This is a genomic window from Nocardia sp. NPDC004340 (assembly GCF_053602575.1).
On record NZ_JBSGDW010000003.1, the window covers coordinates 948,475 to 973,866 of the forward strand.

Genomic DNA, 25,392 nt, shown 5'->3' on the forward strand with positions numbered 1-25,392 from the left:
AACACGCGGCGGCGCGGCCGGGTCGGCGGGGCGGGTCGCCGCTAGGTTGGCGGTGTGGCCGCTGAGAAATCCCCCGCCGGAGACGGCGAGACCAACGCCCAGGACGCGAAATCCGAGGACACCGCCGCGAAGGTCCAGGACGCCGACGACGCGGGCGTCCGGCCCGACGCCCTGGTGGCCTCGGTGTTCCCCGCCTGGCTGCCGCGGGCCTACCTGCTGGCGGCGGCCACGGTCGCGGGCATCGTGGTGACCTTCTGGGCGCTGACCCGGCTGCAAGGGCTGCTGACCGTGCTGGTGGTGTCGCTGTTCCTGGCCTTCGCGATCGAACCCGCGGTGAACTGGCTGGCCGCGCGCGGCTGGAAGCGCGGGGCGGCGACGGGGGCGGTGTTCGCGATCGTGACCGCGGTGCTGGTCGGATTCGTCTGGACCATGGGCGAATTGGTGGTCGGGCAGGTGTCTTCGCTGATCGAGAACCTGCCGCACGATACCCAGAGCGTGGTCACCTGGATCAACGACACCTTCCACACCGACCTCTCGGTCGCCGACATCACCGACCGCACCTCGGAACTCAGCGCCAAGCTCCAGACCTGGGCGCTGGACCTCGCCGACGATGTGTGGGGCATCGGCACCACCGCGCTCGGCGTGCTCTTCCAAGGTCTGGGTGTCCTGCTGTTCACCTTCTACTTCGCCGCCGACGGCCCGCGCTTCCGCAATGCGGTCTGCTCGCTGCTGCCGCCGAAGCGCCAGCGGCATGTGTTGCGCGCCTGGGACATCGCGGTCGAGAAGACCGGCGGCTACCTGTACTCCCGCGCGCTGCTCGCGGCCTGCTCGGCCCTGGCGCACTACGCCGCCATGCGAGTCCTCGGGATCCCGTCCGCCTTCGCCCTGGCTCTGTGGGTCGGCGTCGTCTCCCAGTTCATCCCGACCGTCGGCACCTATCTCGCGGGCGCGCTCCCGGTCATGGTCGCCCTGGCCCACGAGCCGCGCACGGCGCTGTGGATTCTCGGATTCATCGTCGTCTACCAGCAATTCGAGAACTACGTCCTGCAGCCCCGCATCACCGCGACCACCCTGGACATGCACCCGGCGGTCGCCTTCGGTGCGGTCCTGGCGGGCGCGGCCCTCTTCGGCGCGACCGGCGCCCTGCTCGCGATCCCGGTCACGGCCACCGCGCAGGCCTTCCTGTCCGCCTACGTCCGCCGCTACGACGTGGAGACGCCGGCGCCGACCGCGCACGACTGATCCCTCGGCCGGACCAATCGGTCGGCTCGTATTCCGCCCGGCTCGCCCGCGTCGTACGCTGCGGTGGAGCGAAGCTTGGTGAGAGGACAGTGCATGACGGTGACGGACCAGCCGCCCGTCGGCGGCGACACCGCCATTCGGGAATCGCGCTCCGGGGTCATCGAGCGGATGTCGGCCATTCTGGACGCGTTCGACAGTGGGCGGGAGTGCCTGCGGCTCGAGGACATCACCGATCGGACCGGGCTGCCGCGATCCACCACCTTCCGGCTGGCATGCCAGTTGACCGAACTGCAGTGGCTCGTGCACGACGAGCAGGGGTATCGACTGGGCGCGCGGACGCGGCGGCTCGCGCGGATCACCGACTTCGAGGACATTCGGGCCGCGGCCTCGGCGGCTTTGTCGGATCTGCATGTGGCGACCGGGGCCGTCGCGCATCTGGCGGTGCTCGAGGGCAATACCGTCCACTACCTGGACAAGGTGGGCGGACCGCACGCGGCGTCCATTCCGTCGCGGGTCGGGGCGCGGCTGGACGCGACGCAGACGGTGTGCGGGCTGGCGCTGCTGGCCTCGATGACTCCCGAGGACGCGGACCGGGTGTTGCGACTTCCCTTGCGCAGCTCCACCGTTCGGCCGATCGCGCGCCGGCGGGCGGTCCAGGCCGACCTGTATCGGGTGCGGCAGCGCAATGGGCTGGCGGTCTCGCTGGGGACCACGTGCGAGATGGGGATCAGCGCCGTCGCCGTGCCGGTGCTGGGCCCGGACGGACCGGTCGCCGCGATCTCGCTGGCCACCCGGGGCGAGCTGGAACTGCGGCGGATCGCGCCGCTGGTGTTCACCGCCGCCCGCCGCACCGCCGCGGAGATGTTCGCCGACGGGTCGATGGGGGCCGAGCCGCTCGAACCGCCGTTGCGGACGCGCGCCCGGCTGGCCTGAGGCCGGTCAGCTGTTGGTGCCGTCGGCCGGGATGCCGTCGGGCAGTTCGGCGGCCCCACCCGAGCCGGAATCGGCTCCGGGGCAAGAGATTCCGAGCGAATAGGCTGTCATGGACAGCGAGCCGTAGCTGTAACCGTCGACCAGCGTCTCGGTGTCCTCGGACGCGGCGGCGGCCAATCCCGCGAGATACAGCAGCGGGATGAAGTGGTCGGGGGTCGGCACCGCGAGGGAGTAGTCGCGCTGGTCGGTCAGCGCCAGGATGTCCGCGGGCCGGTTCAGCATGAGGTTCTGGGCGGCTTCGTCGAAGCGGCGGGCCCAGTCGAAGCCGGTGTCGGGTCGGCTGGGGTCGATGCCGCGCAGATTGTGCACCACATTGCCGCTGCCGACGATGAGAATCCCGCTCTCGCGCAACGCGTGCAGCCGGATGCCGAGCTCGAGATGGTATTCGAGGGGCTTGTCGGCATTGATGCTCAGCTGCACGACCGGGATGTCGGCGTCGGGGAAGGCGTGCCGCAACACCGACCAGGACCCGTGGTCGATGCCCCAGCTGTCGGTGTCCGCGCCGACCCAGTTCGGCTTGACCGCCTCGCTGACCTCCTCGAACAGCGCGGGCAGCCCGGGTGCGGGGTACTGGACGGCGAACAGTTCGGGCGGAAAGCCGTAGAAGTCGTGGATTGTCCGCGGGCGCGGCATCACGGTGACCGCGGTCGCGTTGATGTACCAGTGCGCGGACACGATGAGGATGGCGCGCGGGCGGGGCACGCTGCGGCCGAACGCCTCCCACGCCTGCGTGTACCGGTTGCTCTCCAGCGCGTTCATCGGGCTGCCGTGGCCCAGGAACGCGGCGGGCATGAGGGCGGCCGGGTCGGCGGCGGTCATCGCGGATCACCGACCTCCGACGCCGGGGCGGGGCGCGGGGGCTGCGGTCCGCGGGTACGGGTCCGGCCGTGGTTGTCGACGGCGGCGTCGAGCGAGAGGTTGATGTCCATCAGCTGGTCGATGGTGTCGCCGTGCAGCCGGACGAACTCCTCGCGGGCCCTGCCGCGCCGGAAGGAGATGAACGACCGGTCGGATTCGAGCTGCCAGGTGTACCAGAACAGGTACGGCACGGTGAGCACGAAATTGACTATGCCCCAGACGATCCAGACATCGTTGTCGAACCAGCCGTCCGAGGGCATCACCTTCGGGAAGAGGTTGTAGATGGCGATCACCAGCATCAGCACCGGCAGCGTGTAGATGCGCGCCATGATGTAGAGCTCGGGCCGCCGCTTCACCAGCGGATAGATCTCCGCGACCGCGAGAATGCAGACGCTGGCCGCGAAATGCTCCTCCTCGGGCGGATATCCGCCGAAGGTGAAACACAGATTCCAGGTGGTGTAGAGGAAGTTCCACGCCATGGTGGTGTAGGCGACGAGCTCGGCATTGCGGCCCGGCAGGATCTCCCAGAACCGCGGCGAGTACGGGATCGTCAGGCACAGGCCGAGTCCCACCGCCGCGTTCCAGTAGTTCCCGATCTCCGCGTCCCGCAGCGTGGCCTCGGCGATATTGAGGAACAGGATCGCGTACGGGAACCACAGGAACCGCGGATTGCGCAGGAGGTCCCAGAACCGCCCCACCCGCTGCTCGGCCACCGCGACGCGCATCAATCCGACGATGGTCAGCGGAATCAGCACCGACAGGATCTTGGCCCACGAGAACCAGTTCACCAGCCCGATATCGCGCCCGGGTCCCCAGATCCACAGCGGGAACGTCAGCAGCGACAGCCCCCACACCCAGGTCGCCGGACGCGGGTGCACCCGCATGTAGTCGACGATCACCCAGAGGATCGCGCAGAAGACGAGCATGGACACCGCGGTCACCCAGGTGAATGGGGCCGGGTTCCCCGAAACCGCCTCCGAGGCCGCACTGATCACAGCGATCCCGCCTTCCCACGAACGGACTGGCAACAACTCAGCAATCACCGATTCTCGTCATCGTGCCTCATACGCGTCCGATTCCCGCCGCAACGCGCCACAACCGCCGGCCAGCGCCTACCCTGGGTGACAGGTCCGTCCCCGTCTCGGACCGGTTCTCCGCTACGGACGCATACACCTCCGGGGGTTGTCTTGATCGACGAGCGGCTGATCGTGTTGACCGATGAGTTCTTCCAGGACCCGCACGCCGTCTACGCGCGGCTACGCGAGCTCGGGCCGGTCCATCACGTGCAGTTCCCGCACGGCGTGATCGGTTGGCTCGTAACGGATTACACTGCCGCGCGGCAGGTGCTGACCGCCCCGACAGTCAGCAAGAACCTGCAAGCGGTGGCCGACGACGATCGGCTGGTGGCGGGTGCGACCGTCGCGGATCCGGGCAACAGACAGCACATGCTCAATGCCGATCCGCCGGACCACACCCGGATGCGCAAGCTGGTCGATCGGGCGTTCACCCCGGCCGCCGTCGCCGCGCTCGCGCCGCGCATCACCGCCATCGCCGACCAACTGCTCGACGCCATCACGCCCGGCACGACGGTGGATCTGCTGCGGGAGTTCGCCTTCCCGCTGCCGATCACCGTCATCTGCGAACTGCTCGGCGTGCCCGCCGCCGACCGCTCCGACTTCCAGCGCTGGTCGAGCGAAATGGTCAGTGCGCGGAGTCACGAGTCGAAGGCCGATGCCAATGCGCAATTGGCGAAGTACTTCGACGATCTGATCGCCGGCCACCGGGCCGACGGCGGGACCGATGTGCTCTCGGCGCTGATCCGCGCGGCCGAGGAAGGCGATCGGCTCACTTCCGACGAGCTCCGGTCCAATGCCCTGCTGCTGCTCGTCGCCGGACACGAGACGACGGTGAATCTCATCGGCAGCAGCGTCCTCGAACTGCCCGACGATCCCGAAGCCCGGACCCGGATCGCCACGGATCCGGTGGCCGCCAAGACTTTCCGGGAAGAGGTCCTGCGCTTCCACAGCCCGGTCAATATCGCGACCTTCCGCTACACGACGGCGCCGCTCACCCTCGGCGAGGTCCGCATCGAGGCCGGCGAGTTGCTCATGGTGGCCCTCGGCGCGGGCAATCGCGACCACACCCGCTTCGACGATCCCCACACCTTCCACGCCGACCGAATCGACAACCACCACATCGCTTTCGGCTACGGAGCCCACTTCTGCCTGGGCGCGCCGCTGGCCCGGCTCGAGGCCGATATCGCCCTGGCTCGTCTGCTCGCCCGGTTCCCCGCGCTCACCGTCGAGGATCGCGAGCGGTTGCGCTGGCGGCCGAGCCTGGTCATCCACGGTCTCAGCGAACTACCGGTCACCTGCCGCTGAACGATCGGGTGAATGGGAGACTGTCGGGACCATTCACCCGATCCGGCGAGGAGGTCCCGGCGCTGTGCCGAAGATCCGGGCGGCGACCGTCGCCGAACACCACGCGGCCCAGCGGCGCGCGCTGCTCGACGCGGCGCGGGATGTGCTGACGGCCGGGCAGGTGCCCACGCTGACCGAGGTCGCGACCCGGACCGGGCTCGCGCGGCCCAGCGTCTACCAGTACTTCAAGTCGCGCGACGATCTGCTGATCGCGGTGATGGAGGACGCGTTCCCGCGGTGGAGTGCGCGCATCGCCGAGCAGATGGGCCGGGCCGCGACTCCGGCGGAGCGGGTGCTCGAATACATCACCGCCAATATCGATCTCGTGGTGGAGGGCGAGCACGCGGTGGCGCGGGCGCTCGCGTCCGCCCTGCCGGACAACGACATGGCCGGGCGCGCGCGGCAGTTGCACGACGGGCTCACCACGCCGCTCACGGCCGCGCTGGCGGAGCTGGGGGCGGCCGATCCGGAGCTCACCGCCGAGCTGGTGAACGCGATCGTGCACGCCGCGACCCGGATGGTCGAGGCGGGCACCGAGCCGACGGTGGTCGAAGCGCGGGCGCGGGAGCTGGTGGCCCCGTATCTCGCGGCGCTGCCGGGCTAGCGGGCGCGCGGTCTACGGCAGGATCGAGTCGACGTAGCCGCCGTCGCCCCGCAGCGCGCCACCCGTGGTGGCCGAGGCGAACGAGGAGCTGAGGTAGACCACCATGTTCGCGATCTCCTCGGGCTCGATGAGTCGCTGGATCAGCGATTGCGGCCGGTGGGCGCGCATGAACTCACGCTGCGCCTGATCCCACGGCAGCTCGGGGTCCACCAGCTGGTAGACGAAGTCCTCCACCCCGGCGGTGTGGGTCGGCCCGGCGATGACCGAGTTGACCGTGACCCCGCTTCCGGCAGCGTCTTTCGCGAATCCGCGCGACAGCGCCAGCAGCGCCGTCTTGGACACCCCGTAGTGGATCATCTCCTCGGGGATCACGATGGCCGAGTCGCTGGCGATCTGCAGTGCGCGGCCCCAGCCCCGGTCGATCATGCCCGGCAGGTAGGTGCGGATCAGCCGGGCCGCGGCCAGCACATTGACCTCGAAGTAGGCGCGCCACTGGGCGTCGGTGATCTCGCGGGCGGGCACGGCTCCGAAGATCCCGAGATTGTTCACCAGGATGTCGACGGCGGGCAGTTCGTTCAGCAGCCGATCCACGCCCTCGGCGGTGGCGACGTCGGCGGTGACGCCGTGCGCGTCGGCCCCGGTGATCCGCAGTTCGGCGACGGCGGACTCGACCCGGTCGGCGGTGCGGCCGTTCACGGCGACCCGCGCACCACTCCGGGCCAGTCCGGCGGCGATGGCCAGCCCGATGCCCTGGGTGGAGCCGGTGACGAGTGCGGTCTTGCCGGTCAGATCGATGTTCACGAGCGACACTCCTTCGCAGGGGACGACCGCGCGGCCGTGGTTCGCGCCGTGGCCGAGTCTATGGTCGCGGCCGGAGCCGATCAGGCAGCGAGACGTCGTTCGGCGAGGCGCGAAGGTGTGCGGACAACTAAGGTCACGTCCCAAAAACAGGGAGTACCGCGTGACCGCACACACCGAAGCCCGCCCCTACCCGTTCGGGGAGCCGGTCCGGCTCGATCCGCCGCCGCTCGCGGCGAAACTGCAACGCGAGGAACCGATTTCGCGCATCCTGCTGCCGTACGGCGGCGAGGCCTGGCTCGTCACCCGCTACGCGGACGTGCGCTCGGTGCTCAGCGATCCCCGCTTCAGCCGTGCCGCCACCGTGGGGCGGTTGGATGTGCCGCGGGTGCGGGAAACCCCTGCGCTGCCGAACATTCCGACGAGCATGGACCCGCCGGAGCTGACCCGGCTCCGCAAACTCACCATGACCGCCTTCACCTCGCGCCGGGTTCAGCAGCTGCGCCCGCGCGCCGAACGCATCGTCGAGGACCTGCTCACCGCCATGGAGGCCGCGGGCTCCCCCGCCGATCTGGTGGCGGCGCTCGCGTTGCCGCTGCCGGTCACCGTCATCTGCGAAATGCTCGGTGTCCCAGCCGAAGACCAGCATCGCTTCCGTGATTTCTCCGACGCGATCATGTCCACCACCGCCGTCAGCGATATGGAGCGCGCGATGGCCTACGCGGCCGTCGCGGGGTATCTGACCGAGCAGATCGCGGTGCGCCGCGAGCGACCGGCGGACGACCTGCTGGGCGCGCTGGTGGCGGCCCGCGACAACGAGGACCGGCTCAGCGAGGAGGAGCTCATCACCCTCGGCATCACCCTGCTGGTCGCCGGGCACGAGACCACGGCGAACCAGATCGCCAACTTCACCTACGTGCTGCTCACCGAACCCGGCGAATGGGAACGCCTGCACGCCGATCCCGGACTGGTCCCGACCGCCATCGAGGAGCTGCTGCGCTACATCCAGGTCGGCAACGGCGGCGCGTTCCCCCGTATCGCCACCGAGGACGTCGAACTCTCGGGCACGCTGATCCGGGCCGGGGAGTCGGTCTTCGTCGACCTGCAGGCCGCCAATCGCGACGAGACGGTGTTCCCCGAGCCCGACACCCTGGACCTTTCCCGGCATCACAACTCGCACTTGACTTTCGGTCACGGATTCCATCACTGCGTCGGCGCGCAGCTCGCCCGACTCGAATTGGACGTCACGCTGACCGCGATGCTGCGCCGATATCCGACATTGCGCTTGGCGATTCCGGCGGCCGATGTCGAATGGAAGACCGGCATGTTGCTGCGCGGCCCGAAGTCGCTTCCGGTTGCGTGGTAGCCGAGTGAATACGCGCTGCCGAGACAGACAAATCTGGCTTACGGCAGTGCGACAACGGCATTGACAGACAAGTCTGTCCACCCGCCCAGATCACACCCCCGGAGAGTGGCCGAATCGCTCTGAGCTGCAAGGCTGTTGAGAGCGAAGGCTCACATTGACAGCATCTGCCACGTCCCGATAGCGTGTTGCCATGGCGTTGCGGGTCAGCTGACCAACAGCGGATAATTGTCGGGGTCGCGCTGTCGGGGTTGTTTTGTGATTATTTTTCAAAAGGTTCCGCATTCGCGCGGGACGACATCATTTCAGTTTGGAAATACCTCATGCCAGCGGTGATCTCGGCCGTTGTCATCGATGAACTCATTCGAAATGGCGTGCACTGGTTCGTGTATTGCCCCGGGTCTCGCAACGGCCCGATCGGATTCGAATTGGCGCGGCGCGCGCGGGCCGGAGAGATCGAACTCCAGGTCCGGCTGGACGAACGCTCGGCAGCCTTTGTGGCACTGGGGATCACGAAGGCGACCGGCCGTCCGGCGGTCGTGGTGACCACCTCCGGCACGGCGGTGTCGAACCTGCTGCCCGCGGTCACCGAGGCCAACTACTCGGATCTGCCGCTGGTGCTGGTGACCGCGAATCGCCCGCCCGACGTGCTGGGCACCGGCGCGTCGCAGACCGTGGACCAGACCGCGCTGCTCGCCTCGCAGACCCGTCACGTGCAGCAGACCTGGTCCGGCGGCGCGGTCGACGCGACCGCCAACGGCATCCTGCGGTCGCAGGTCTGCCACACACTGGGCATCGGCACCGGCAAGCTGGTCGGCCGTCCCGGCCCGGTGCAGATCGACGTGCCGCTGTCGTCGGGCGTGCCCCCGCAGCCCGAAACCACTTCTCCCGCAGGACGTCCCGGCGGCGCCCCGTGGATCGCCATGCCCGAGATCCCGGGTCCGGCGCACCCGGACGTGGTCGAGCTCGACCTGCGCCGGTCCACCCTGGTCATCGCCGGCGACGGGGCGGATCCGGCCGCCCTGCCGCCGGTGCCGGTGATGGCCGAGCCGACCGTCGCGGTCGGCGACCGGCAGCGTCTGCACCCCTGGGTTCTCGATCAGGTGCGCCCCGAGCAGGTCGTGGTCTACGGCCGTCCGACCCTGCACCGCAATGTGGGCCGCCTGCTCGCCCGGCCCGGCGTGCGCACCGTGCTCGTCGCCGGCGGCGGCGACTGGCTCTACGCCGCGCCGGATATCGAACTGCTGTCCCGGAATCCGCGCTGGACGGGCACCCTGGCGCCGGACTGGATCGACGAACTCCGCCACGCCGACGAGACCGTGCGCGAGGCCTGGTCTCGGACCATGGCTGAGCCCGCCAACCGCCGCACCGGGGTCGGCGTGGCGCACGCGGTGCTCGGCGCCCTGCGCCCCGGCGACCTGCTGTGGCTCGGCGCGTCCAACCCGATCCGCGACGTCTCGCTGACCGGCCCGATCCCGCCCGGCGTGGACGTGCTGTCCAATCGCGGGGTCGCGGGTATCGACGGAAACGTCAGTGCCGCAATCGGAGCCGCGCTCGCCCACCCCGATCGGCGGGTCGTCGCGCTGCTGGGCGACCTGACCTTCGCCTACGACGCGTCCGGGTTGCAGACCGGGCGGCTGGAACGCGTGCCCGCGAACCTGACCATCGTGGTGTCCAACGACGCCGGTGGCGGCATCTTCGAGCTGCTCGAGCAGGGCGACGCCCGCTACAAGCGCGAACCCTACGGCGACACTTTCGAACGGATCTACGGGACGCCGCAGAACATCGACATCGCTCACCTGTGCCGCGCCTACGACGTCGCGCACGCCACGGTCGAGATCGACGATCTGCCCGCGTCACTGGGTCACGCCCAGCGGTCCGGTCGACTGTCGGTACTCGAAATCCCTGTAACCCGAACCGATCTGCGTGATGTGCACGCCCGCACCCGCCAGGCGGTGGAGGCGGCGTTCGACGCGACCGCCGTCTCGGCGCTGAATCTCGAGCTGGAGCTGCACTCCTGATGTCACACCCGTCCGACGCCATACCACTGACTCCCCTGCTCGTGCCCGAGGATCCCGACGCCGCGGTCGACACCGTCCACCGTGCCATCGAGCTCGCGTACCGCGGCGGCGAGGCCATCGCCCCGATCACCGATCCCGTTCAGGCACAGGGGCTTCCACCGACCGTGCCCGCCTCCACCGCGGTGGTGCTGTCCACCTCCGGGTCCAGCGGCGTCCCCAAGCGAACCCTGTTGTCCCGCACCGCCCTGGCCGCCTCGGCGCAGGCGAGTTCGGAGCGGCTCGGCGGCGCGGGCGACTGGCTGCTGTGCCTGCCCGCGGGATTCGTCGCGGGCTTCCAGGTGATCTCGCGGGCCACGCTCGGCGGCACCCGGGTGACGACGCTGCCCGGCGGCCACTTCGATCCGGCCGCGTTCGCCGCCGCGGCCCGGCGGCTGCCCGCCGGTCGCCGCTACACCTCGCTGGTGCCCACCCAGGTCACCCGGTTGCTCGCCGACGCCGAATCCCGTACCGCCCTGGCGGTTTTCGACAAGATTCTGATCGGCGGCGCCCGTCTCGACGACGAGACCGGCCGGGCCCTGCGCGAGCTGACCGACGCCGTGGTCACCTACGGCATGACCGAGACCTGCGGCGGCTGTGTCTACGACGGCACGCCGTTGCGCGGTGTGCGGGTCGAGATCATCGACGGCATAATCCATCTCGGCGGCAGCGTGGTCGCCGACGGCTATCTCGATGCCACCGGCGAGCAGCCCTTCTACCGTGAGGGCGGCACCCGCTGGTACCGCACCTCGGACCGCGGGCACTGGTCGCAGGAGCTGCTGGTCCCCACCGGCCGCGTCGACGACCTGATCAACACCGGCGGCGTGAAGGTGTCCGCGGTCGCGATCGAACAGGCCCTGACCGGCGTGCCGTGGATCGAGTCCGCGGTGGTCATGGGCGTGCCCGACCGCGAGTGGGGCGAACTCGTCGGCGCGTATCTCGTGACCCGCCAATCGATTCCGGACCCCGACCTGGAGCCGCTGCGCGAACGCGTGCGGCAGCGGCTGGGCCGCGCCGCGGTGCCCAAGCGCTTCGTCCTCGGCGCCGAGCTGCCGTTGCTGCCGAACCAGAAGATCGACCGCCGCGCCGTGCGCGACCGACTGACCACCACCGAATCGGAGCACTCCCATGCATGATCCCGTGCGATTCCGCCTGGCCGGCGCGAACGGCCCGGTAGGCCTGGAAGGGCCGCTGATCTGCTATCACAATCTCGCCGAGGCGGAGGCCGCGGTGCGGGCGGGCGCGTACGGCAATGTGGTGGCGGGCGCGATCCCCTTCGACACCGAGCTCGCCGAGTCCTCGCTGTATTTGGGCTGGCGGACCGCCGAGCACCGCCCGAGCCCGCGGCTGCCCGGCCGGCGTCCGGAGTTCCGCGCCGACGTCGAGTTCAACGACGCCGCCATCGCGAACTACCTGCGCCACATCGACAACGCGCTGACCCTGCTGCGCGCCCCCGAACCCGAGCTCGAGAAGATCGTCATCTCGCGCTGCGAACGCTACTTCTACGACGGCGTGGTCGATCCGCTGGCCCTGTTCGCGCGGATCACCGAGCTGTACCCGAACGCGCGCAGCTACTTCGTCGAACACCTCGACCATCCCGGCGTGTACACGATGGGCGCGAGCCCGGAGCTGTTCCTGGCGAAATCCGGGGCCACCATCACCATGACGCCGCTGGCCGGAACCGTGCTGCGCGACACCCGGCTGCCCGAATCCGCGGACCGCGAACGCGCCCGCGCCCTGCTCTTCGACGACAAGTACCTGACCGAGCACCGGCACCTGGTCGACTTCATGGTGAAGGGCCTGTCCGCGTTCTGCCCCGACCTCGACTATCCCGACGATCCCGAACTGGTGACCGCTCCGGGCCTGTGGCACTTGGGAACCCCCATCACGGCCCGCCTGCTCGACCCCGAGATCCCGGTGACAGAGCTGGTCGCCGCGCTGCACCCCTCCCCCGCGGTGTGCGGGGTGCCGCAGACCGGGTCGCGGCGCATGATCGCCGACTACGAACCGGCCCGCGCCTACTACGGCGGCCTGGTCGGCTGGATCGACAGCGCCGGCGACTGCGAGTTCCACATGGCGCTGCGCGGGCTCGAACTGGATTCACACCGCAGCGATCTCACGCTGCGCACCGGCGGCGGCGTGGTGTCGCGCAGCCGGATCGACACCGAGTTCGCCGAGACCTCGGCCAAGCTGGCGACCATGCGCCGGGTGCTGGGGATCCCGTGATGCGTGACGCGGTCATCGTCGCGGCGGTACGCACGCCGATCGGACGGGGAAAACAAGGCGGCGCGCTCGACGGCGTGCACCCGGTGGACCTGATGGCGCACAGCCTGCGCGCCGTGGTCGAACAGGCGGGCATCGATCCGGCGCTGATCGACGAGGTCATCGGCGGTGTGGTCAGCCAGGTCGGCGAACAGGCCACCAATGTCACCCGGCGCGCCTCACTGGCGGCCGGGTTCCCGGAATCGGTGCCCGCCAGCACCATCGACCGGCAGTGCAGCGCCAGCCAGCAGGCGCTGCGCTTCGCCGCGCACGCGGTCATCGCCGGGGACTGCGATCTGGTGGTGGCCACCGGCGTGGAGTCGGTGAGCCGGATCCCGATGGGCACCAGCCTGCTCGACGTGGACAACCTCACCGGATCGGCGTTCCTGGAACGCTATCCGCAGGGCGTGCCGTGGCAGGGCATCAGCGCCGAACTCATCACCGCGCGATGGGGATTCGGGCGCGGCCAGCTCGACGACTACGCGCTCGAGAGCCACCGCCGTGCCGCCGAGGCCACCAAGCGCGGCGGGTTCGACGCCGAACTGACCCCGCCGATCAATGGCCTGGCCCGCGACGAGACCATCCGGTTCGACGCCTCCGCGGCCGGACTCGGCGCGCTGTCGCCGTCGTTCTACAACGACGCCATCGCCCAACGCTTCCCGGAGATCGCCTGGCACATCACCGCGGGCAATGCCAGCCAGCTCGGCGACGGCAGCGCGGCGGTGCTGGTCACCACCAGCGAGCACGCCAAACGGCTCGGGCTCACCCCGCTGGCCCGGATTCGCAGCCACATCGCGGTCGGCGACGACCCGTTCCTCATGCTGACCGCCGTGGTGCCCGCCACCGAGAAGGTGCTCAAGCAAACGGGATTGACGCTGGACGACATCGATCTCATCGAGATCAACGAGGCGTACGCCAGCGTCGTGCTGGCGTGGGCGCGCGAAACCGGGGCCGACCTCGACCGGGTCAATGTGCACGGCGGCGCGATCTCGCTCGGGCATCCGCTCGGGGCCAGCGGGGTGCGGCTCACCGCCACCCTGGTCCACGCGCTGCACGAACGCGGCGGCCGCTATGGGCTGCAGACCATGTGCGAATCCGGCGGTCAGGCCAATGCCATGATCCTGGAAGCACTCTGACGCAGCCCGCCCGTTACGCGCCGCGCCCGGCTCAGTGCGCGGCGCGGGCGGCGGCCAGGATCGCGGCGATCGCAGGGTCGCCCGCCGCGACCTCGGCGAACGCCGCGGCGAGGGTGTCCTCGTAGGTGGTGCGGGCCTCGCGGTAGCGGTCGCGTCCGGCGTCGGCGAGCACGGTGTACACCCCGCGCTTGTCGTCGGGACACAGGTCGCGGTAGGTGAAGTCGGCCGCGTTCAGGCGGCCGACCAGCCGGGTCACCGAGCTCTGGTTCAGGCCCAGCTTGTCGGCGAGTTCCTGCATGCGCAGTTCGCTGTCGGGGGCCTGATCGAGGAAGCTCAGCGCCCGGTACTCCGACAGTCCGAGCCCGTGGCGGCGTTGCAGGGCCGTCGCGAGGCGGCTCTCCACCTGCGCGTGCAGGATCAGCATGCGGTTCCAGAGTTGGGCGTCCGCACCGGTTTTCACGCTCTTGGCCTGCGACGGCATCGACTCACTCCCTCGATCTGGCGGTGGCCGGACGAGACGTCGGCCACCGAGGCTTGACACAAGTTTACATGTACATGCATGCTCTTCTTCGCGAGCATTTACTTGCACGTACATACAATCACATGAAGGGGTGCAGCTCCCATGGCCTGGGTCTATCTGCTGATCGCGTCCGTATTCGAGATCGTCTTCGCGCTGGCGACCAACGCCACCCACGGGTTCACCGTCCTGGGCCCGTCCCTGCTCACCGCCGCGGCCGCCGCGGGCGGAATCTTCTTCCTCAGCCTGGCCCTGAAATCCCTCGACGTCGGCGTCGGCTACACGGTGTGGACCGGCATCGGGTCGGTCGGCACCGTGCTGTTCGGGGCGGTCGTGTTCGGCGAGCAGTTCACCCTCGCCAAGGTCATGGCCTTCGTGCTCATCATCGGCGGCGTCCTGGGGTTGAAGATCGCCGACAAGCTCACCGGCGCTCCCGCCTGATTCCCGACTCACGTTCCCGTTCCACCCTTTTCGAGGAGAACCGTCATGTCCTGGGTATACCTGCTCATCGCCGCCGTCTTCGAGGTCGCCTTCGCCCTCGGCACCAATGCCACCAAGGGGTTCACCCGCCTGTGGCCGTCGGTGTTCACCCTGGCCGCCGCGGCGGCGGGAATCTACACGCTCAGTCTCGCCCTGCGCACCCTCGATGTCGGGGTGGAGTACACGATCTGGACGGGCCTCGGCTCGATCGGCACCGTCGTCCTGGGCGCGCTCATCTACAAGGAGAAGATCAACGCGCCCAAGGTGATCGCCTTCGGGTCCATCATCGCCGGGGCGCTGGTGCTGCGACTGGCCGCCTGACCTACCCGAGCAGGTAGGCCGGGGTGCTCGGCGGGCCGGACTTGGTCACGAACTCGTGGCGCAGGCGGTGGAACGGCGAGGCGGGATCGAACACCTCCTCGGTGAGGTGTCGGAGCTCCTCGGAGCGGTACGCCGCCAACGGTTTCACCGCCTCGTCGGCCGCGCGGCGGCGCTGCTTCTCGTGGATGCGGGCGGGCAGGTCGGGGTCGGCGGCCAGGGCGGCGGCCGCGTGCCGGACCCAGGTGCGGAACTCCGCGGGATCGCCGGGCACCGCGTGATCCACCAGGCCCAGCGCGGCGGCGGCGCGGGCGCCGATCGGGAGCGCCTCTCCCGTCAGGCGATCGGCGCACACCGCGCCCACCCGGCGGGGCAGGGTGTAGGTCCAGTACTTCGAACCGCGCAGGCCCGACACCCGGTAGTGCGGGTTCAGCACCACCGATTCACGGCACCAGACCTCATCGGCGGCCAGGGCCAGCATCACGCCGCCGGCGGCGGCATTACCGGGCAGCGCGGAGATCACGAGCTTGTCGGTGGTGGTCAGGACGGCCTCGACGAGGTCGTTGAAAGCGTTGATATTGCGCCAGGATTCGGCGGCTGGATCGGGGGCCGCCTCGATCACATTGAGCTGGATGCCATTACAGAAGAAGTCTCGGGCCGGGCCGAGGACCAGCACCTTCACCGCGCGGGTGCACGCCTGACGGTAGGCCGCCAGCAGGCGTTCACACTGGCGGGTGCTCAGAGCGCCACCGGCATAGGTGAATCCGAGGTAGCCGACCTCGTCGTATTCGTAGTAGCGCAGTTCCGACCAGGTGACGCGCACGGCCGCTTCGCAGGGACTCACCGGCACGTCGGGAATATCGGCGAGTAACTCGGGGCCGAGTACGTCGGTGGCGGGCAGTTTGAACGTCGGCGGGCCGTCGGGATGCGGGTGGGCCCGCAGCTGCGGGATCCACACCGCGCCGTCGACGGTGGCGCGGCAGATCGCGCCGTCGCGGGTGGCGATCACCGTGCCCGGAACGCCACGCAGCCGGTCCTCCAGATGACCGCCGTAGAGGAAGTACTCGCCGCCGTACAGCTCGTCGAGCACGCCCGGATTCGAGTCGGCGGCACGGAGTTTGCGCAGCACCGTGGTGGTGCTGTCGTGGGCCCAGTCGATGCGGCGGAAGTACTGGGCGTAGCGCGGGTGCGGCGGCGCGGTCACCTCGGTGCGCGGGTCGATCGGTGCGGCGCCGTGCTGTTCGAACCGGTCCAGCGCGCGCAGCAGGGCGGCCACCGCGGCGTCGGCGACCTCGGTGCGGTACAGCTCGCTCTTGGAGCACATGCGCATCGGGAACGATTCCGATGCCCAGACCGGACCCAGGCCGGGCGCGTCACCGGCGCGCTGCACGGTGACGCTCCATGACGCGGCATTGGTGCCGATCGCCCAATCCAGTGACGACGGACCGTGATCGCCCTCCGGTCCCGGCTGCACGACCAGCACCACGTGCCGGGCGCGCAGGTCCGCCGGGACCGGTTCGGCGAGCATGAGACCGACCATGAGGTCGGGCACGAAGGCCGCCGCCCCGGCCCTGATCGCGTCGTCACCGAGCGCCAATTCCACCCCGATGAGATGACCCCGCTCGGCCAGCTCGATCCGGATGCGCTGCGTCAGGCTGTCGAAAGCGTCGGCCACGAGCAGGATTCGCATCGGACTTCTCCCCTTGAAACACGGCTCAGCGTTGAGCCAGCTAACTATTTCCATCTAGAAATAACTGATGGAACAGCGCTTGACAAGTTTCGGGATCAAGCTGTTACCAACGGAAATTCAGAAGGGAAGCAATCCATCTCTTCCGTTGGATAAACGCAATCAGGGTGGTGCAGCACACAATTGGTTAATACATCAACAGCTGGTCGGAACCGGATCCCCGCGGAAACGCGACTCCACGTAGTTCCAGGCATCCGGGAAACCCGCCACCGCCGTGGTCATGTGCTCGGCGATCTCGAAGGGCCGGAACATCACCGGCGCGCCCGCCTTGCAGTAGCGGTCGGCCACCTCGGCCACCGGATCGAACGACGTCAGCTCGTCGAACCGGCCCTGCCAGAAGTAGGTCGGGGCGCCGGGGACGGCGGTGTCGTAGCGCAGGCTGTTCTCACGCAGTACCTCGTGCGCCACCGGGCTGTCCATCAGACTCTTGGAGGCGGCCATCTGCTCGGCATTGCGGAAGATGCCGTGGAACAGCAGGAAGCGACGGCAGGCGTCATGGGTGAACTCTCGGAACCACAGGCCGTTCTCATTGAGTTGATCCGAGATCGGCAGGCGGTCCGGGTATTCGCGCTCCAGGCCCATGGCCGCGGCGAAGGCCAGGCCGAAGCCCGGGTGCGGGGCGAAGCCCAGCGACAGCGCCATCTGCTCCAGGTCGGCCGGAATGCCGCCCGCCACCACGGCGTCCAGCTTCAGGTCGGGGGCGTACTCGGGCTGCATGGCCCCGGCCCACGCGGTCGCCATGCCGCCGCCGGAATACCCCGCCAGCGCCACCCGCGAATTGCCCAGACCCAGCTCGGCGACCTTGCGGACCGCCTTCACGCTGTCCAGGGTGACCATGCCGCTCAGCTTCGCCGCGCCGTAGGCCACGTTCGGGCCCAGGTAGTCCGGCATGGAGATGGCCCAGCCGCGCCCGATCGGCAGCATGGCGCCGGCGCCGTCCTGCAGTTCGCCGTTGAACAGCGAGCGCGACGGGTTGCACTGCGAGCCCAGGGAATTGATCAGGGCCTGGTAGGAGACCAGCGGCGGGTTCTTGACGCCCTTGGGCATCAGCACCGTGGTCATGCCCAGGATCGGCCGACCCTGGGAATTGGTGGAACGGAAGGCGACCTGCCAGCCGTCGGTGCCCACGTACAGGCCCGGGTCGATGCGCCGGGTGCGGACCACGTCACCGGGCGCGAAACCGCCCAGATCGGCGGGCGGGCTGTAGAAAGGATCGGGATCCTGTGTGGGATAAAGGGGTTGAGCCGATACGGGGGCGCACACCGACCCCGCGGTCAGGATGCTCAAAGCCAGGACCACCGCCCTGGCGGATCTTGCGAACAACGACGTTCCCTCACACTTCAGCCGTTCGAGTCTCGCGCCCCGACTGCACGGCGAACGAACGGTCGACCAACAAGCAACGGATTGGCATGCGGCACAGCCGCGCCCATGAACCGGAAGAGGACAGACAGCAAGCCTCTCGCGAATCGTCCAGTGACGCTACAGCTAACCTGGTCTAACGTCCAGACATACGGACAAACCAGGCGCGAACTGTCAGCGGCCAGTCCCGCTCAGCAGACGATCGAGTCCACCGATGAGGAAAACTACCTGATCCTCGTACAAGTCCGATAATTCCTGCGCGGGTGGAGGAGTCGTGGCCGGGTGCCAGTCGTCGGCACGACTGAGCGCCTGCAGGAAGCCCATGAGCGCAATGGCCCAGCGGGCTTCCAGGCGATCGGGATCCGAGCCCGGGAAGGCGCGGCGCAGCTGGACGTGCAACTGATCGGGCAGATCCTGCTCGGCGGTCGTCAGCGCCGGATGCGAGACCAGCGAGAGCTGGGTGACGATCTTGATCCACCGCATGCCGCGAGTCCGGTGCGCCAGCAGCAGGTCTCGATAGGGCTCGGTGACCGCGCGCACCAGCGTCTCCGCGGTCGGCGGCTCCGGGCGCGCCGCCAGCGCGTCGGCATTGGCGCGGATGCGGTCACGCACCGTGGCGCCCAGATCCAGCAGCACCGCGGCGATCAGATCGTCCTTGGTGCCGAAGTGGTAGTTGACCGACGACGGACCCAGACCCGCCGCGGCATTGACCGCGCGCACCGACACCGCGTCCACACCCTGGGCGGCGAACAGACGCTCGGCGGTCTTCACCAGCCGGGTGCGGGTCGCATTGCCCTGGCGGTTCTGCATCGGGACGGTCACGCCACGAGCTTCGCACATCGGCGCGGCGGGCCCGTCAGCACGGGGTGCACAACTGGATCGACAGACCGATTTCCGGACGCCGAAACCGCCCATTATCGGGGCGCGATCAGTGCTTCCACCTGAGTTTTCGAATCATGCCCACTCACCGGGACGACCACATTTCTGGATCACTTGATCCAGGTTTACTCGGGGAACCGCTCCGGGCGACGAAGCCCGGCGCACTGGGTAAGGAGATCCCGCATGTGGACCGCTGAATCGATGAAGTTCGGGGCGTTCCTGGCCCCGTACCACCCCCTCGACGCCGACCCGGCCCTCCAGCTGCGGCGCGACATCGATCTCATGGAACACCTCGACCACCTCGGCTTCGACGAGGCCTGGATGGGCGAGCACCACTCCACCGGCGCCGAGATCGTGCCCGCGCCCGACGTTTTCATCGCCGCCGCCGCCGAACGCACCGAACGCCTGCGCTTCGGCACCGGCGTCATGTCGCTGCCCTACCACCACCCGCTGGTCACCGTCGACCGCATCACCCAGCTCGACCTGCAGACCCGCGGCCGGCTCATCTTCGGCACCGGACCCGGCAAGATCCCGCTCGACGCGCACATGATGGGCATCAACCCCTCCGACCAGCGCCGCCGCCAGGGCGAGGCCCTGGACGCGATTCTGGCGCTGCTGCGCGGCGAGGTCGTCAATATGACCACCGACTGGTTCACCCTGCGCGACGCGCGCGCCCAGCTGCCCACCTACGATCCGGCCGGGATCGAGGTCGCCACCGCCTCCACCATCTCCCCCAACGGGTCGGTACTCGCCGGCACGCACGGGCTGTCGCTGCTGTCACTGGCCGCCAGCTCCCCCATGGGATTCGAAGTGCTGGACCGCAATTGGGGCGTCTACGAGAAGGCGTGCGCCGAACACGGGCACATCGCCGACCGGTCGCGGTGGCGGCTGGTCAACCCGATCTTCCTCGCCGAGACCCGCGAGGAGGCCGAGCGCGCGGTGAGCCGGCGCATCGGATCCATGGCCGCCTACGTGAACCGGCAGACCGGCGAGAACCCGGCCTGGGCCGACACGCCCAAGGGCATCATCGACCAGTGGCGCAATGACAACCTCGGCGAATTCGGGCAGGCCATCATCGGCACGCCCGACGAGGCCATCGAGCGCATCGAGAAGCTGATCGAGAAGACCGGCGGCTTCGGCACCATGCTCGTGCTGCACGTCGACATGGCCAGCTGGGAGGACACCAAGCGCAGCTACGAGCTGTTCGCTTCGGAGGTGATCCCGCACTTCAAGAATCGCAACCGCCGCCGCGAAGACAGCCTGCAGTACGCCGCCGACAACCGGGACCTGCTGATCGGGCAGCTGGTCACCGCGATCACCAAGGCCCACACCGACTACTACGGCGAAGCCGCCGCGACGGGAGCCTGACACCATGCGCGCCACACAGTTTCTGAACGGCGAGTTCACCGCCACCGAGGTGGCCGAGCCGCCCGCCCTCGGACCCGGCCAGCTGCGCATCGCGGTCGCCGCGTGCGGCATCTGCGGCAGCGACCTGTCGATGTCCAAGGACCCCTGCCGATTCGTGCAGGTGGCCACCGACAGCGGGTATCCGCTGGCGACCTTCGACACCGAACGGCCGGTGGTGCTCGGGCACGAGTACGCGGGGACGGTCAGCGAGATCGGTTCCGGGGTCACCGATTTCGCGGTCGGGGACCGGGTGGCCGGGATCGGGCTGGCCACCGAGACCGCCACCGGGATCCCGACGATCATCGGCTACTCCAACGACTATCACGGGGCGTTCGGCGAGAGCATCGTGGTGGACTCGTGGTGGGTGCGGCACGTGCCCGACGGGTTGTCGCTCGAACACGCGACTCTGGCCGAGCCGCTGCACGTGGGCGAGATGCACGTGCAGCAGTCGGGGCTGACTCCCGAGGACTCGGCGCTGGTGATCGGTTGCGGGACAATCGGACTCGGGGCCATCATCGCGGCCAAGGCGCGCGGGGCGCGGCTGGTGGTCGCCTCCGAACCCTCGCCCAAGCGCCGCGAGCTGGCGCGGGCGGTCGGCGCGGACATCGTCGTCGATCCGAACGAGCAGGACCCGATCGCGGCCTGGATGGCGGCGGTGGCACAGCAGGATTCGGTGGTGGGGCAGTCGGGCACCGGCATTCTCATCGCCTTCGAATGCAGCGGTCGCGCCGGAATCCTCGGCACGCTCATGCGGACCATGCCGTTCAATTCGCGTATCCAGGTGGTGGCCGCGCCGTTCGCGGACGAGCCGATCATTCCGGTGGTGGGCCAGTTCCGTCGGATCGCCATCAATTTCGGGCACGGGCCGTACGAGAACGCCTACGAGATCACCCTGGAGCGACTGGCGTCGGGGCAGATCGACGCCGAGGCGATCATCACCGGCCGGGTCGGGCTCGACGGCGTGGCAGAGGCGTTCACCGCGCTGCGGGACCCGGAGGAGCACGTGAAGATCCTGGTGCTGCCGGGGCGCTGAGCTGCCGGTTCCGCCCGATCCGGGGGTGGAGGGCGACATGGGTTGGGGCCCTCCACACCGGGTTTGGCTAACGTCCAGCGATTTCGAGACAAAGCGCCCCGGAGCGGGTCCGCCAGTTCCTCCACGTGACAGGTTATTCTGGCGAAATGTCGGCAAACAATGCTGTTGAGGAGGACGTGGCGACCACGGGCGAGGCCCAGGTGATTGCCCTGTGCAATCAGAAGGGCGGCGTCGGAAAGACCACCTCGACGGTCAATTTAGGTGCCGCGCTTGCCGAGTGCGGTCTGCGGGTGCTGCTGGTCGATCTCGACCCGCAGGGCGCGCTCTCGGCGGCGCTCGGCGTGGCCCACCACAACCTGGAATTGACCGTCTACGACCTACTGAGCCCCAACGCTCCGCCCATCGACGATGTCGTGATCAAGACCGCCGTCACCAATCTGCATCTGCTGCCCAGCAATATCGACCTCTCCGCCGCGGAGATCCAGCTGGTCAACGAAGTCGGCCGCGAACACTCCGTGAGCCGCGTGCTGGACCCCATCCGCGACCGCTACGACTACATCCTCATCGACTGCCAGCCGTCGCTGAGCCTGCTCACCGTGAACGCCCTGGCCTGCGCCGACGGCGTCATCATCCCCATGGAGTGCGAGTTCTTCTCGCTGCGCGGCCTGGCCCTGCTCAACGACACCATGGAAAAGGTGCGCGAACGCCTCAACCCGCGTCTCGAACTGTCGGGAATCGTGGTCACCATGTTCGACTCCCGGCTGCTGCACTCGCGCCAGGTCCTCGACCGCGTCGCCGACACCTTCGGCGAACGCCTCTACGACACCATGATCTCCCGCACCGTCCGCTTCCCCGACTCCACCATCGCCGGCGAACCCCTCACCACCCTGGACCCCAAATCCAAAGGCGCCGAGCAATACCGGGAACTGGCCCGCGAATTCCTCAAGCGCTCCGGCCGAGACGCGGCCCAGTCCTCACTGCCGTTTCCGCAGTAGGCGGGCCGTGCAATAACGGTGGTGCCGTGGTCTCCCCTCCGGAGCACGACACGCACTGGCTCAATAGTTGTCGCCGAAAGCGGCCCGCTGGGCGCGTTCCAGCCAGCCGCCGAACAGCCTGCCCAGCAAGGGAACCGGGACGCCTGCGGCATCGTCCGGACCGGCGACCGCCAGCAGCCAGGCGGGCATGAAGCGCAGGGTCCACAGCGGGGCCGTACTTCGCATGTGGTTCTCGAAGCCCTTCCACGTGGGCTCGTCGAGGACGGGGGCGAGGCGGCCGAGCAGTTCGCGTTCCTCGTCCGCGGCATGCGCGGCGAGTTGACCGCGGACGGCGGTGGTGAGCTCGGACAGGCGGTTGGCAGCCGCTGAGTCGGAGACAGGCGTCGCGCCGAACTCCTGCCACACGCTCAGCAGGGTGGCGAGCTCGGAGTGTTCCGCAGCAAGGATTTCCAGGGCCTGCTCATCGGCGCCGGCGTCACGCAGGCGCGGCCACAGGAACTCGTCCTCGCCCTCGTGGTGATGATGGATCACCGCGGCAAGCTTGCCCAGGTATTCGGCCAGCGCCTTGGCGCGCACCGGATTCGGCGTCGCCGCCAGGTCCAGAGCGGTCCGCTGGACCCGATTCAGATCTCGAATCATGGCCCGGTGGGCCAAGAGCATGGTCTTGTGCCCGCGGGGCAGACCGGCAACGGATGACACGGGCATGATGGCTCCTCGACGTGTGGCAGTGACGCCACGTCCCGACGCTACACTACATTCATAGTGTCGGACACTACAGACATAGTGCAAGGAGGAGTGATGTCCCGCCGGGAGCAGGTACTGAACGCGGCGATCGAGGTCCTGGCGACCGAAGGGCCCCGCGGCCTCACCTTCCAGGCCGCCGACAAGGCCGCCGCCGTTCCCGCCGGCACCGCCTCCAATTCCTTCCGCACCCGCGACGCCCTCCTCATGGGCATCGTCACCCACCTGGTCGAACTCGACCGCCGCGACTGGGAAGTCGTCAGCGGCCTACTCCGCCCCGACACCCCCGCCGCCCTCGTGGAAGCCCTCACCGCCATCACCCGCCACGCCCTGGGCCCGGCCCGCAACCGAACCCTGGCCCGCTACACCCTCTTCCTCGAAGCCGTCGCCAACCCCGACCTCCTCGAACCCCTGGCGATCGCCCGCACCACCATCACCACCTGGCTCGCCCCCTGGCTCGAACGCATCGGCTCTCCCACCCCCGCACCCCACTGCCGCACCCTCCTCGACCACCTCGACGGCCATATCCTCCACCAGATCACCTGGCCGGAGCCGGAATTCGACCCCGAACCAGGAATCCGAGCATTGGCGAACGGCCTACTGAGCATCCCCTGACGGCACCAAACCATCAGGGTAGGAACACATTCCACACGCTAGATGCGCCGCCTGCCGAGCAGTCTCGCCTGCTCGGCCTTCAGGCGGGCGAACCGATCTCTGGTGTACTCGTGCAATTCCCGGGCTGGGAACTTGATGATCGAAACGTAGTCACCCAAATCACCCTCCGACCATCGGGCAAGCGTGACTTCGTAGCCGGATACATGTGCGCAGAGCTCGAGCAGGACGGTCGGCATCTCCGCCTCGAGGAGGAGATCAGCCTTGGCGACTACGACATCACGCATCGCCCTGATGTTCGGAATGAACACATTTGTCGCCCAGAATCGCCACTCAGCAAGGTCTTGCTCGGACGGTACGGGAACATCGCAGATGGGACACCTGCCGTCCGCCAGCGCGAAGTCCGAATGGAAGGCATCGAAGGTCCGTTGATTCGCCTCCATCAGCGCGAGAAGCGGGCCATAGAACTCGCTCAACTGCTGATTGATTCGCACAAGTCGGGCCTGCCGTTGGCCCAGACGAAGTCCGTTCAGATACGTGGCCATATAGCCGACGAATGCCAACCCGACGGTCATCCCCACAGTGACCATAGGAGCGATGGTAGTGGCATTCACGCACCGTCGGTACCACGCGAGGTGAACCGGCAAGGCCCGTGCCGATCTTGGCAGTTGTCGAAATATGTTGCGATACTGGATATTTCGGGTTCCTAGAGTGATCGCGCGGGCGTAAAATAGGGGCATGGATTCGAATGGGGTGACACTCGACGACTGCGGTATCGCCGAACTGGCGGCCGCGGTCTCAACCCTGACCGAATCCGTGCAGAGCGGGAAGATGACCGGCTTCTCCGACGAGGATGTCGTGTCGTTGATGCAGCAGCTCGAAACGTGCAAGCGCCAACTCGCCGCACTCGATACGCGTCTGATCATCGAAGCCGGAGAACGGTCCCTGCATTCACGCAGCGGGGCCGGGAAGATGGTGCCATTCCTGCGTCACACCCTCGGGCTCTCGCGGTACGACGCCTCAGTACGGGTGAAGATCACCCACCACTGCGGCGAATTCGTCCAGCAGACGGGCCATATCGCGCCGCCGGTGCTGCCGGTTGCGGCGGAAGCATTCGCCGCCGGGGATATTTCCCGCGATCACGTGCGTCACATCCTGGACGTCATGAACCACCTGCCCGTCGACGTGCCTGCCGAGGCGCGGGCGGAGGCCGAACAGATCCTCGTGGACTACTCGCGCAACGGGTGGCCCGACGATCTGTTGAAGATCGGCCGCGACATCCTTGCCCGATTGGATCCCGACGGGAAAGTCGTCTCCGACGCCGACCGTCGCCGCCGTCGCGGGATCACGCTGTGTCGCCCTGGTGTGGACGGGATGAGCCGGATCGAAGGGTGGATCACCCCTGAGCTGCGTGCGTGCCTGGATGCGGTGTTCGCGAAGCTCGCCCGGCCTGGGATGTGCAATGTCGAGGACCCCGAAAGCCCTTCCGCCGCGGGTGGGTTCATCGCGGACAGTGTGCTCGATGCTGCTGCGCGTCGTGATCGTCGTGATGCCGGGCAGCGGACCCACGA

General features: G+C 68.6%; 25 protein-coding genes. 16 read left to right on the forward strand and 9 right to left on the reverse strand.

Features of this window, described 5'->3' with window-relative positions:
* Positions 1 to 54 precede the first annotated feature (54 nt).
* Both ACWEOI_RS16525 and ACWEOI_RS16530 read left to right on the forward strand, forming a co-directional pair.
* Positions 55 to 1,242 (forward strand): AI-2E family transporter, encoded by a 1,188-nt coding sequence (locus tag ACWEOI_RS16525; protein ID WP_452360114.1) that lies wholly within the window; start codon positions 55 to 57, stop codon positions 1,240 to 1,242.
* A 93-nt stretch (positions 1,243 to 1,335) separates the two neighbouring features.
* Positions 1,336 to 2,175 (forward strand): IclR family transcriptional regulator domain-containing protein, encoded by an 840-nt coding sequence (locus ACWEOI_RS16530; protein WP_433666485.1) that lies wholly within the window; start codon positions 1,336 to 1,338, stop codon positions 2,173 to 2,175.
* A 6-nt stretch (positions 2,176 to 2,181) separates the two neighbouring features.
* On the opposite strand, the gene ygiD is transcribed toward ACWEOI_RS16530, so the two are convergent.
* Positions 2,182 to 3,027, reverse strand: coding sequence for a 4,5-DOPA-extradiol-dioxygenase (gene ygiD, locus ACWEOI_RS16535; protein ID WP_433673407.1), 846 nt, complete (start codon positions 3,025 to 3,027; stop codon positions 2,182 to 2,184).
* Positions 3,028 to 3,050: 23 nt separating this feature from the next.
* The gene (locus ACWEOI_RS16540) at positions 3,051 to 4,088 is read right to left on the reverse strand and encodes a hypothetical protein (RefSeq protein ID WP_433666486.1); all 1,038 of its coding nucleotides are present in this window, start codon (positions 4,086 to 4,088) and stop codon (positions 3,051 to 3,053) included.
* A 192-nt stretch (positions 4,089 to 4,280) separates the two neighbouring features.
* Here ACWEOI_RS16540 and ACWEOI_RS16545 point away from each other — a divergent pair, with 192 nt between their 5' ends.
* Together ACWEOI_RS16545 and ACWEOI_RS16550 are read left to right on the forward strand one after the other, a co-directional pair.
* Entirely contained in the window at positions 4,281 to 5,474 is a 1,194-nt protein-coding gene (locus tag ACWEOI_RS16545; protein WP_433666487.1) for a cytochrome P450, read from the forward strand.
* A gap of 64 nt (positions 5,475 to 5,538) precedes the next feature.
* Positions 5,539 to 6,117, forward strand: coding sequence for a TetR family transcriptional regulator (locus ACWEOI_RS16550; protein WP_433666488.1), 579 nt, complete (start codon positions 5,539 to 5,541; stop codon positions 6,115 to 6,117).
* A gap of 12 nt (positions 6,118 to 6,129) precedes the next feature.
* Here the strand turns inward: ACWEOI_RS16550 and ACWEOI_RS16555 are convergent, their stop codons facing one another.
* Positions 6,130 to 6,918 (reverse strand): SDR family NAD(P)-dependent oxidoreductase, encoded by a 789-nt coding sequence (locus ACWEOI_RS16555; protein WP_452360115.1) that lies wholly within the window; start codon positions 6,916 to 6,918, stop codon positions 6,130 to 6,132.
* Between the two features lie 160 nt (positions 6,919 to 7,078).
* Between ACWEOI_RS16555 and ACWEOI_RS16560 the strand changes: the two genes are divergently transcribed.
* From ACWEOI_RS16560 to ACWEOI_RS16580, 5 genes are all read left to right on the forward strand, one after another.
* A complete protein-coding gene (locus ACWEOI_RS16560) occupies positions 7,079 to 8,281 on the forward strand; it encodes a cytochrome P450 (protein ID WP_452360116.1) in 1,203 nt (400 codons plus the stop codon).
* A gap of 320 nt (positions 8,282 to 8,601) precedes the next feature.
* A complete protein-coding gene (menD, locus tag ACWEOI_RS16565; protein WP_452360117.1) occupies positions 8,602 to 10,299 on the forward strand; it encodes a 2-succinyl-5-enolpyruvyl-6-hydroxy-3-cyclohexene-1-carboxylic-acid synthase in 1,698 nt (565 codons plus the stop codon).
* On the forward strand, positions 10,299 to 11,471 hold the full coding sequence (locus ACWEOI_RS16570) for an AMP-binding protein (protein ID WP_452360118.1): 1,173 nt from the start codon (positions 10,299 to 10,301) through the stop codon (positions 11,469 to 11,471). Before menD ends, ACWEOI_RS16570 begins: the two co-directional genes overlap by 1 nt.
* The gene (locus ACWEOI_RS16575) at positions 11,464 to 12,561 is read left to right on the forward strand and encodes a chorismate-binding protein (RefSeq protein WP_452360119.1); all 1,098 of its coding nucleotides are present in this window, start codon (positions 11,464 to 11,466) and stop codon (positions 12,559 to 12,561) included. Before ACWEOI_RS16570 ends, ACWEOI_RS16575 begins: the two co-directional genes overlap by 8 nt.
* Positions 12,561 to 13,733 (forward strand): acetyl-CoA C-acyltransferase, encoded by a 1,173-nt coding sequence (locus tag ACWEOI_RS16580; RefSeq protein WP_433666494.1) that lies wholly within the window; start codon positions 12,561 to 12,563, stop codon positions 13,731 to 13,733. Before ACWEOI_RS16575 ends, ACWEOI_RS16580 begins: the two co-directional genes overlap by 1 nt.
* Positions 13,734 to 13,764: 31 nt before the next feature.
* Here ACWEOI_RS16580 and ACWEOI_RS16585 read toward each other — a convergent pair whose 3' ends face one another.
* Positions 13,765 to 14,214 carry a MarR family winged helix-turn-helix transcriptional regulator gene (locus ACWEOI_RS16585; RefSeq protein ID WP_379271788.1) on the reverse strand — a complete coding sequence of 150 codons (450 nt, stop codon included), beginning with the start codon at positions 14,212 to 14,214 and terminating at the stop codon, positions 13,765 to 13,767.
* Between the two features lie 141 nt (positions 14,215 to 14,355).
* On the opposite strand from ACWEOI_RS16585, the gene ACWEOI_RS16590 reads away from it, so the two are divergent.
* Both ACWEOI_RS16590 and ACWEOI_RS16595 read left to right on the forward strand, forming a co-directional pair.
* Positions 14,356 to 14,691, forward strand: a complete 336-nt coding sequence (locus ACWEOI_RS16590) for a DMT family transporter (RefSeq protein ID WP_452360120.1) — start codon at positions 14,356 to 14,358, stop codon at positions 14,689 to 14,691.
* A gap of 45 nt (positions 14,692 to 14,736) precedes the next feature.
* On the forward strand, positions 14,737 to 15,051 hold the full coding sequence (locus tag ACWEOI_RS16595) for a DMT family transporter (RefSeq protein WP_452360121.1): 315 nt from the start codon (positions 14,737 to 14,739) through the stop codon (positions 15,049 to 15,051).
* A gap of 1 nt (position 15,052) precedes the next feature.
* Here ACWEOI_RS16595 and ACWEOI_RS16600 read toward each other — a convergent pair whose 3' ends face one another.
* The 3 genes from ACWEOI_RS16600 to ACWEOI_RS16610 all read right to left on the reverse strand — a co-directional run bounded on the left by ACWEOI_RS16600 (position 15,053) and on the right by ACWEOI_RS16610 (position 18,976).
* Positions 15,053 to 16,738, reverse strand: coding sequence for an enoyl-CoA hydratase-related protein (locus ACWEOI_RS16600; RefSeq protein WP_452360122.1), 1,686 nt, complete (start codon positions 16,736 to 16,738; stop codon positions 15,053 to 15,055).
* Positions 16,739 to 16,930: 192 nt separating this feature from the next.
* Positions 16,931 to 18,094, reverse strand: a complete 1,164-nt coding sequence (locus ACWEOI_RS16605; RefSeq protein ID WP_452360164.1) for a lipase family protein — start codon at positions 18,092 to 18,094, stop codon at positions 16,931 to 16,933.
* Between the two features lie 234 nt (positions 18,095 to 18,328).
* Positions 18,329 to 18,976: a TetR family transcriptional regulator gene (locus ACWEOI_RS16610; protein ID WP_433666498.1), complete on the reverse strand. Its 648-nt coding sequence runs from the start codon at positions 18,974 to 18,976 to the stop codon at positions 18,329 to 18,331.
* 240 nt (positions 18,977 to 19,216) lie between these two features.
* On the opposite strand from ACWEOI_RS16610, the gene ACWEOI_RS16615 reads away from it, so the two are divergent.
* The 3 genes from ACWEOI_RS16615 (at position 19,217) to ACWEOI_RS16625 (ending at position 22,468) form a co-directional block, all read left to right on the forward strand.
* Positions 19,217 to 20,401 (forward strand): LLM class flavin-dependent oxidoreductase, encoded by a 1,185-nt coding sequence (locus tag ACWEOI_RS16615; RefSeq protein WP_452360123.1) that lies wholly within the window; start codon positions 19,217 to 19,219, stop codon positions 20,399 to 20,401.
* A 4-nt stretch (positions 20,402 to 20,405) separates the two neighbouring features.
* Positions 20,406 to 21,473: an alcohol dehydrogenase catalytic domain-containing protein gene (locus ACWEOI_RS16620; protein WP_452360124.1), complete on the forward strand. Its 1,068-nt coding sequence runs from the start codon at positions 20,406 to 20,408 to the stop codon at positions 21,471 to 21,473.
* Positions 21,474 to 21,619: 146 nt separating this feature from the next.
* A complete protein-coding gene (locus tag ACWEOI_RS16625) occupies positions 21,620 to 22,468 on the forward strand; it encodes an AAA family ATPase (protein WP_433666501.1) in 849 nt (282 codons plus the stop codon).
* 60 nt (positions 22,469 to 22,528) lie between these two features.
* On the opposite strand, the gene ACWEOI_RS16630 is transcribed toward ACWEOI_RS16625, so the two are convergent.
* The gene (locus ACWEOI_RS16630) at positions 22,529 to 23,173 is read right to left on the reverse strand and encodes a hemerythrin domain-containing protein (protein ID WP_433666502.1); all 645 of its coding nucleotides are present in this window, start codon (positions 23,171 to 23,173) and stop codon (positions 22,529 to 22,531) included.
* A gap of 93 nt (positions 23,174 to 23,266) precedes the next feature.
* Here ACWEOI_RS16630 and ACWEOI_RS16635 point away from each other — a divergent pair, with 93 nt between their 5' ends.
* Positions 23,267 to 23,824: a TetR/AcrR family transcriptional regulator gene (locus tag ACWEOI_RS16635; protein WP_452360125.1), complete on the forward strand. Its 558-nt coding sequence runs from the start codon at positions 23,267 to 23,269 to the stop codon at positions 23,822 to 23,824.
* Between the two features lie 38 nt (positions 23,825 to 23,862).
* Here the strand turns inward: ACWEOI_RS16635 and ACWEOI_RS16640 are convergent, their stop codons facing one another.
* Entirely contained in the window at positions 23,863 to 24,411 is a 549-nt protein-coding gene (locus ACWEOI_RS16640; protein ID WP_433666504.1) for a hypothetical protein, read from the reverse strand.
* Between the two features lie 163 nt (positions 24,412 to 24,574).
* On the opposite strand from ACWEOI_RS16640, the gene ACWEOI_RS16645 reads away from it, so the two are divergent.
* The coding region (locus tag ACWEOI_RS16645) for a DUF222 domain-containing protein (RefSeq protein WP_452360126.1) at positions 24,575 to 25,392 on the forward strand (818 nt) is incomplete at its 3' end.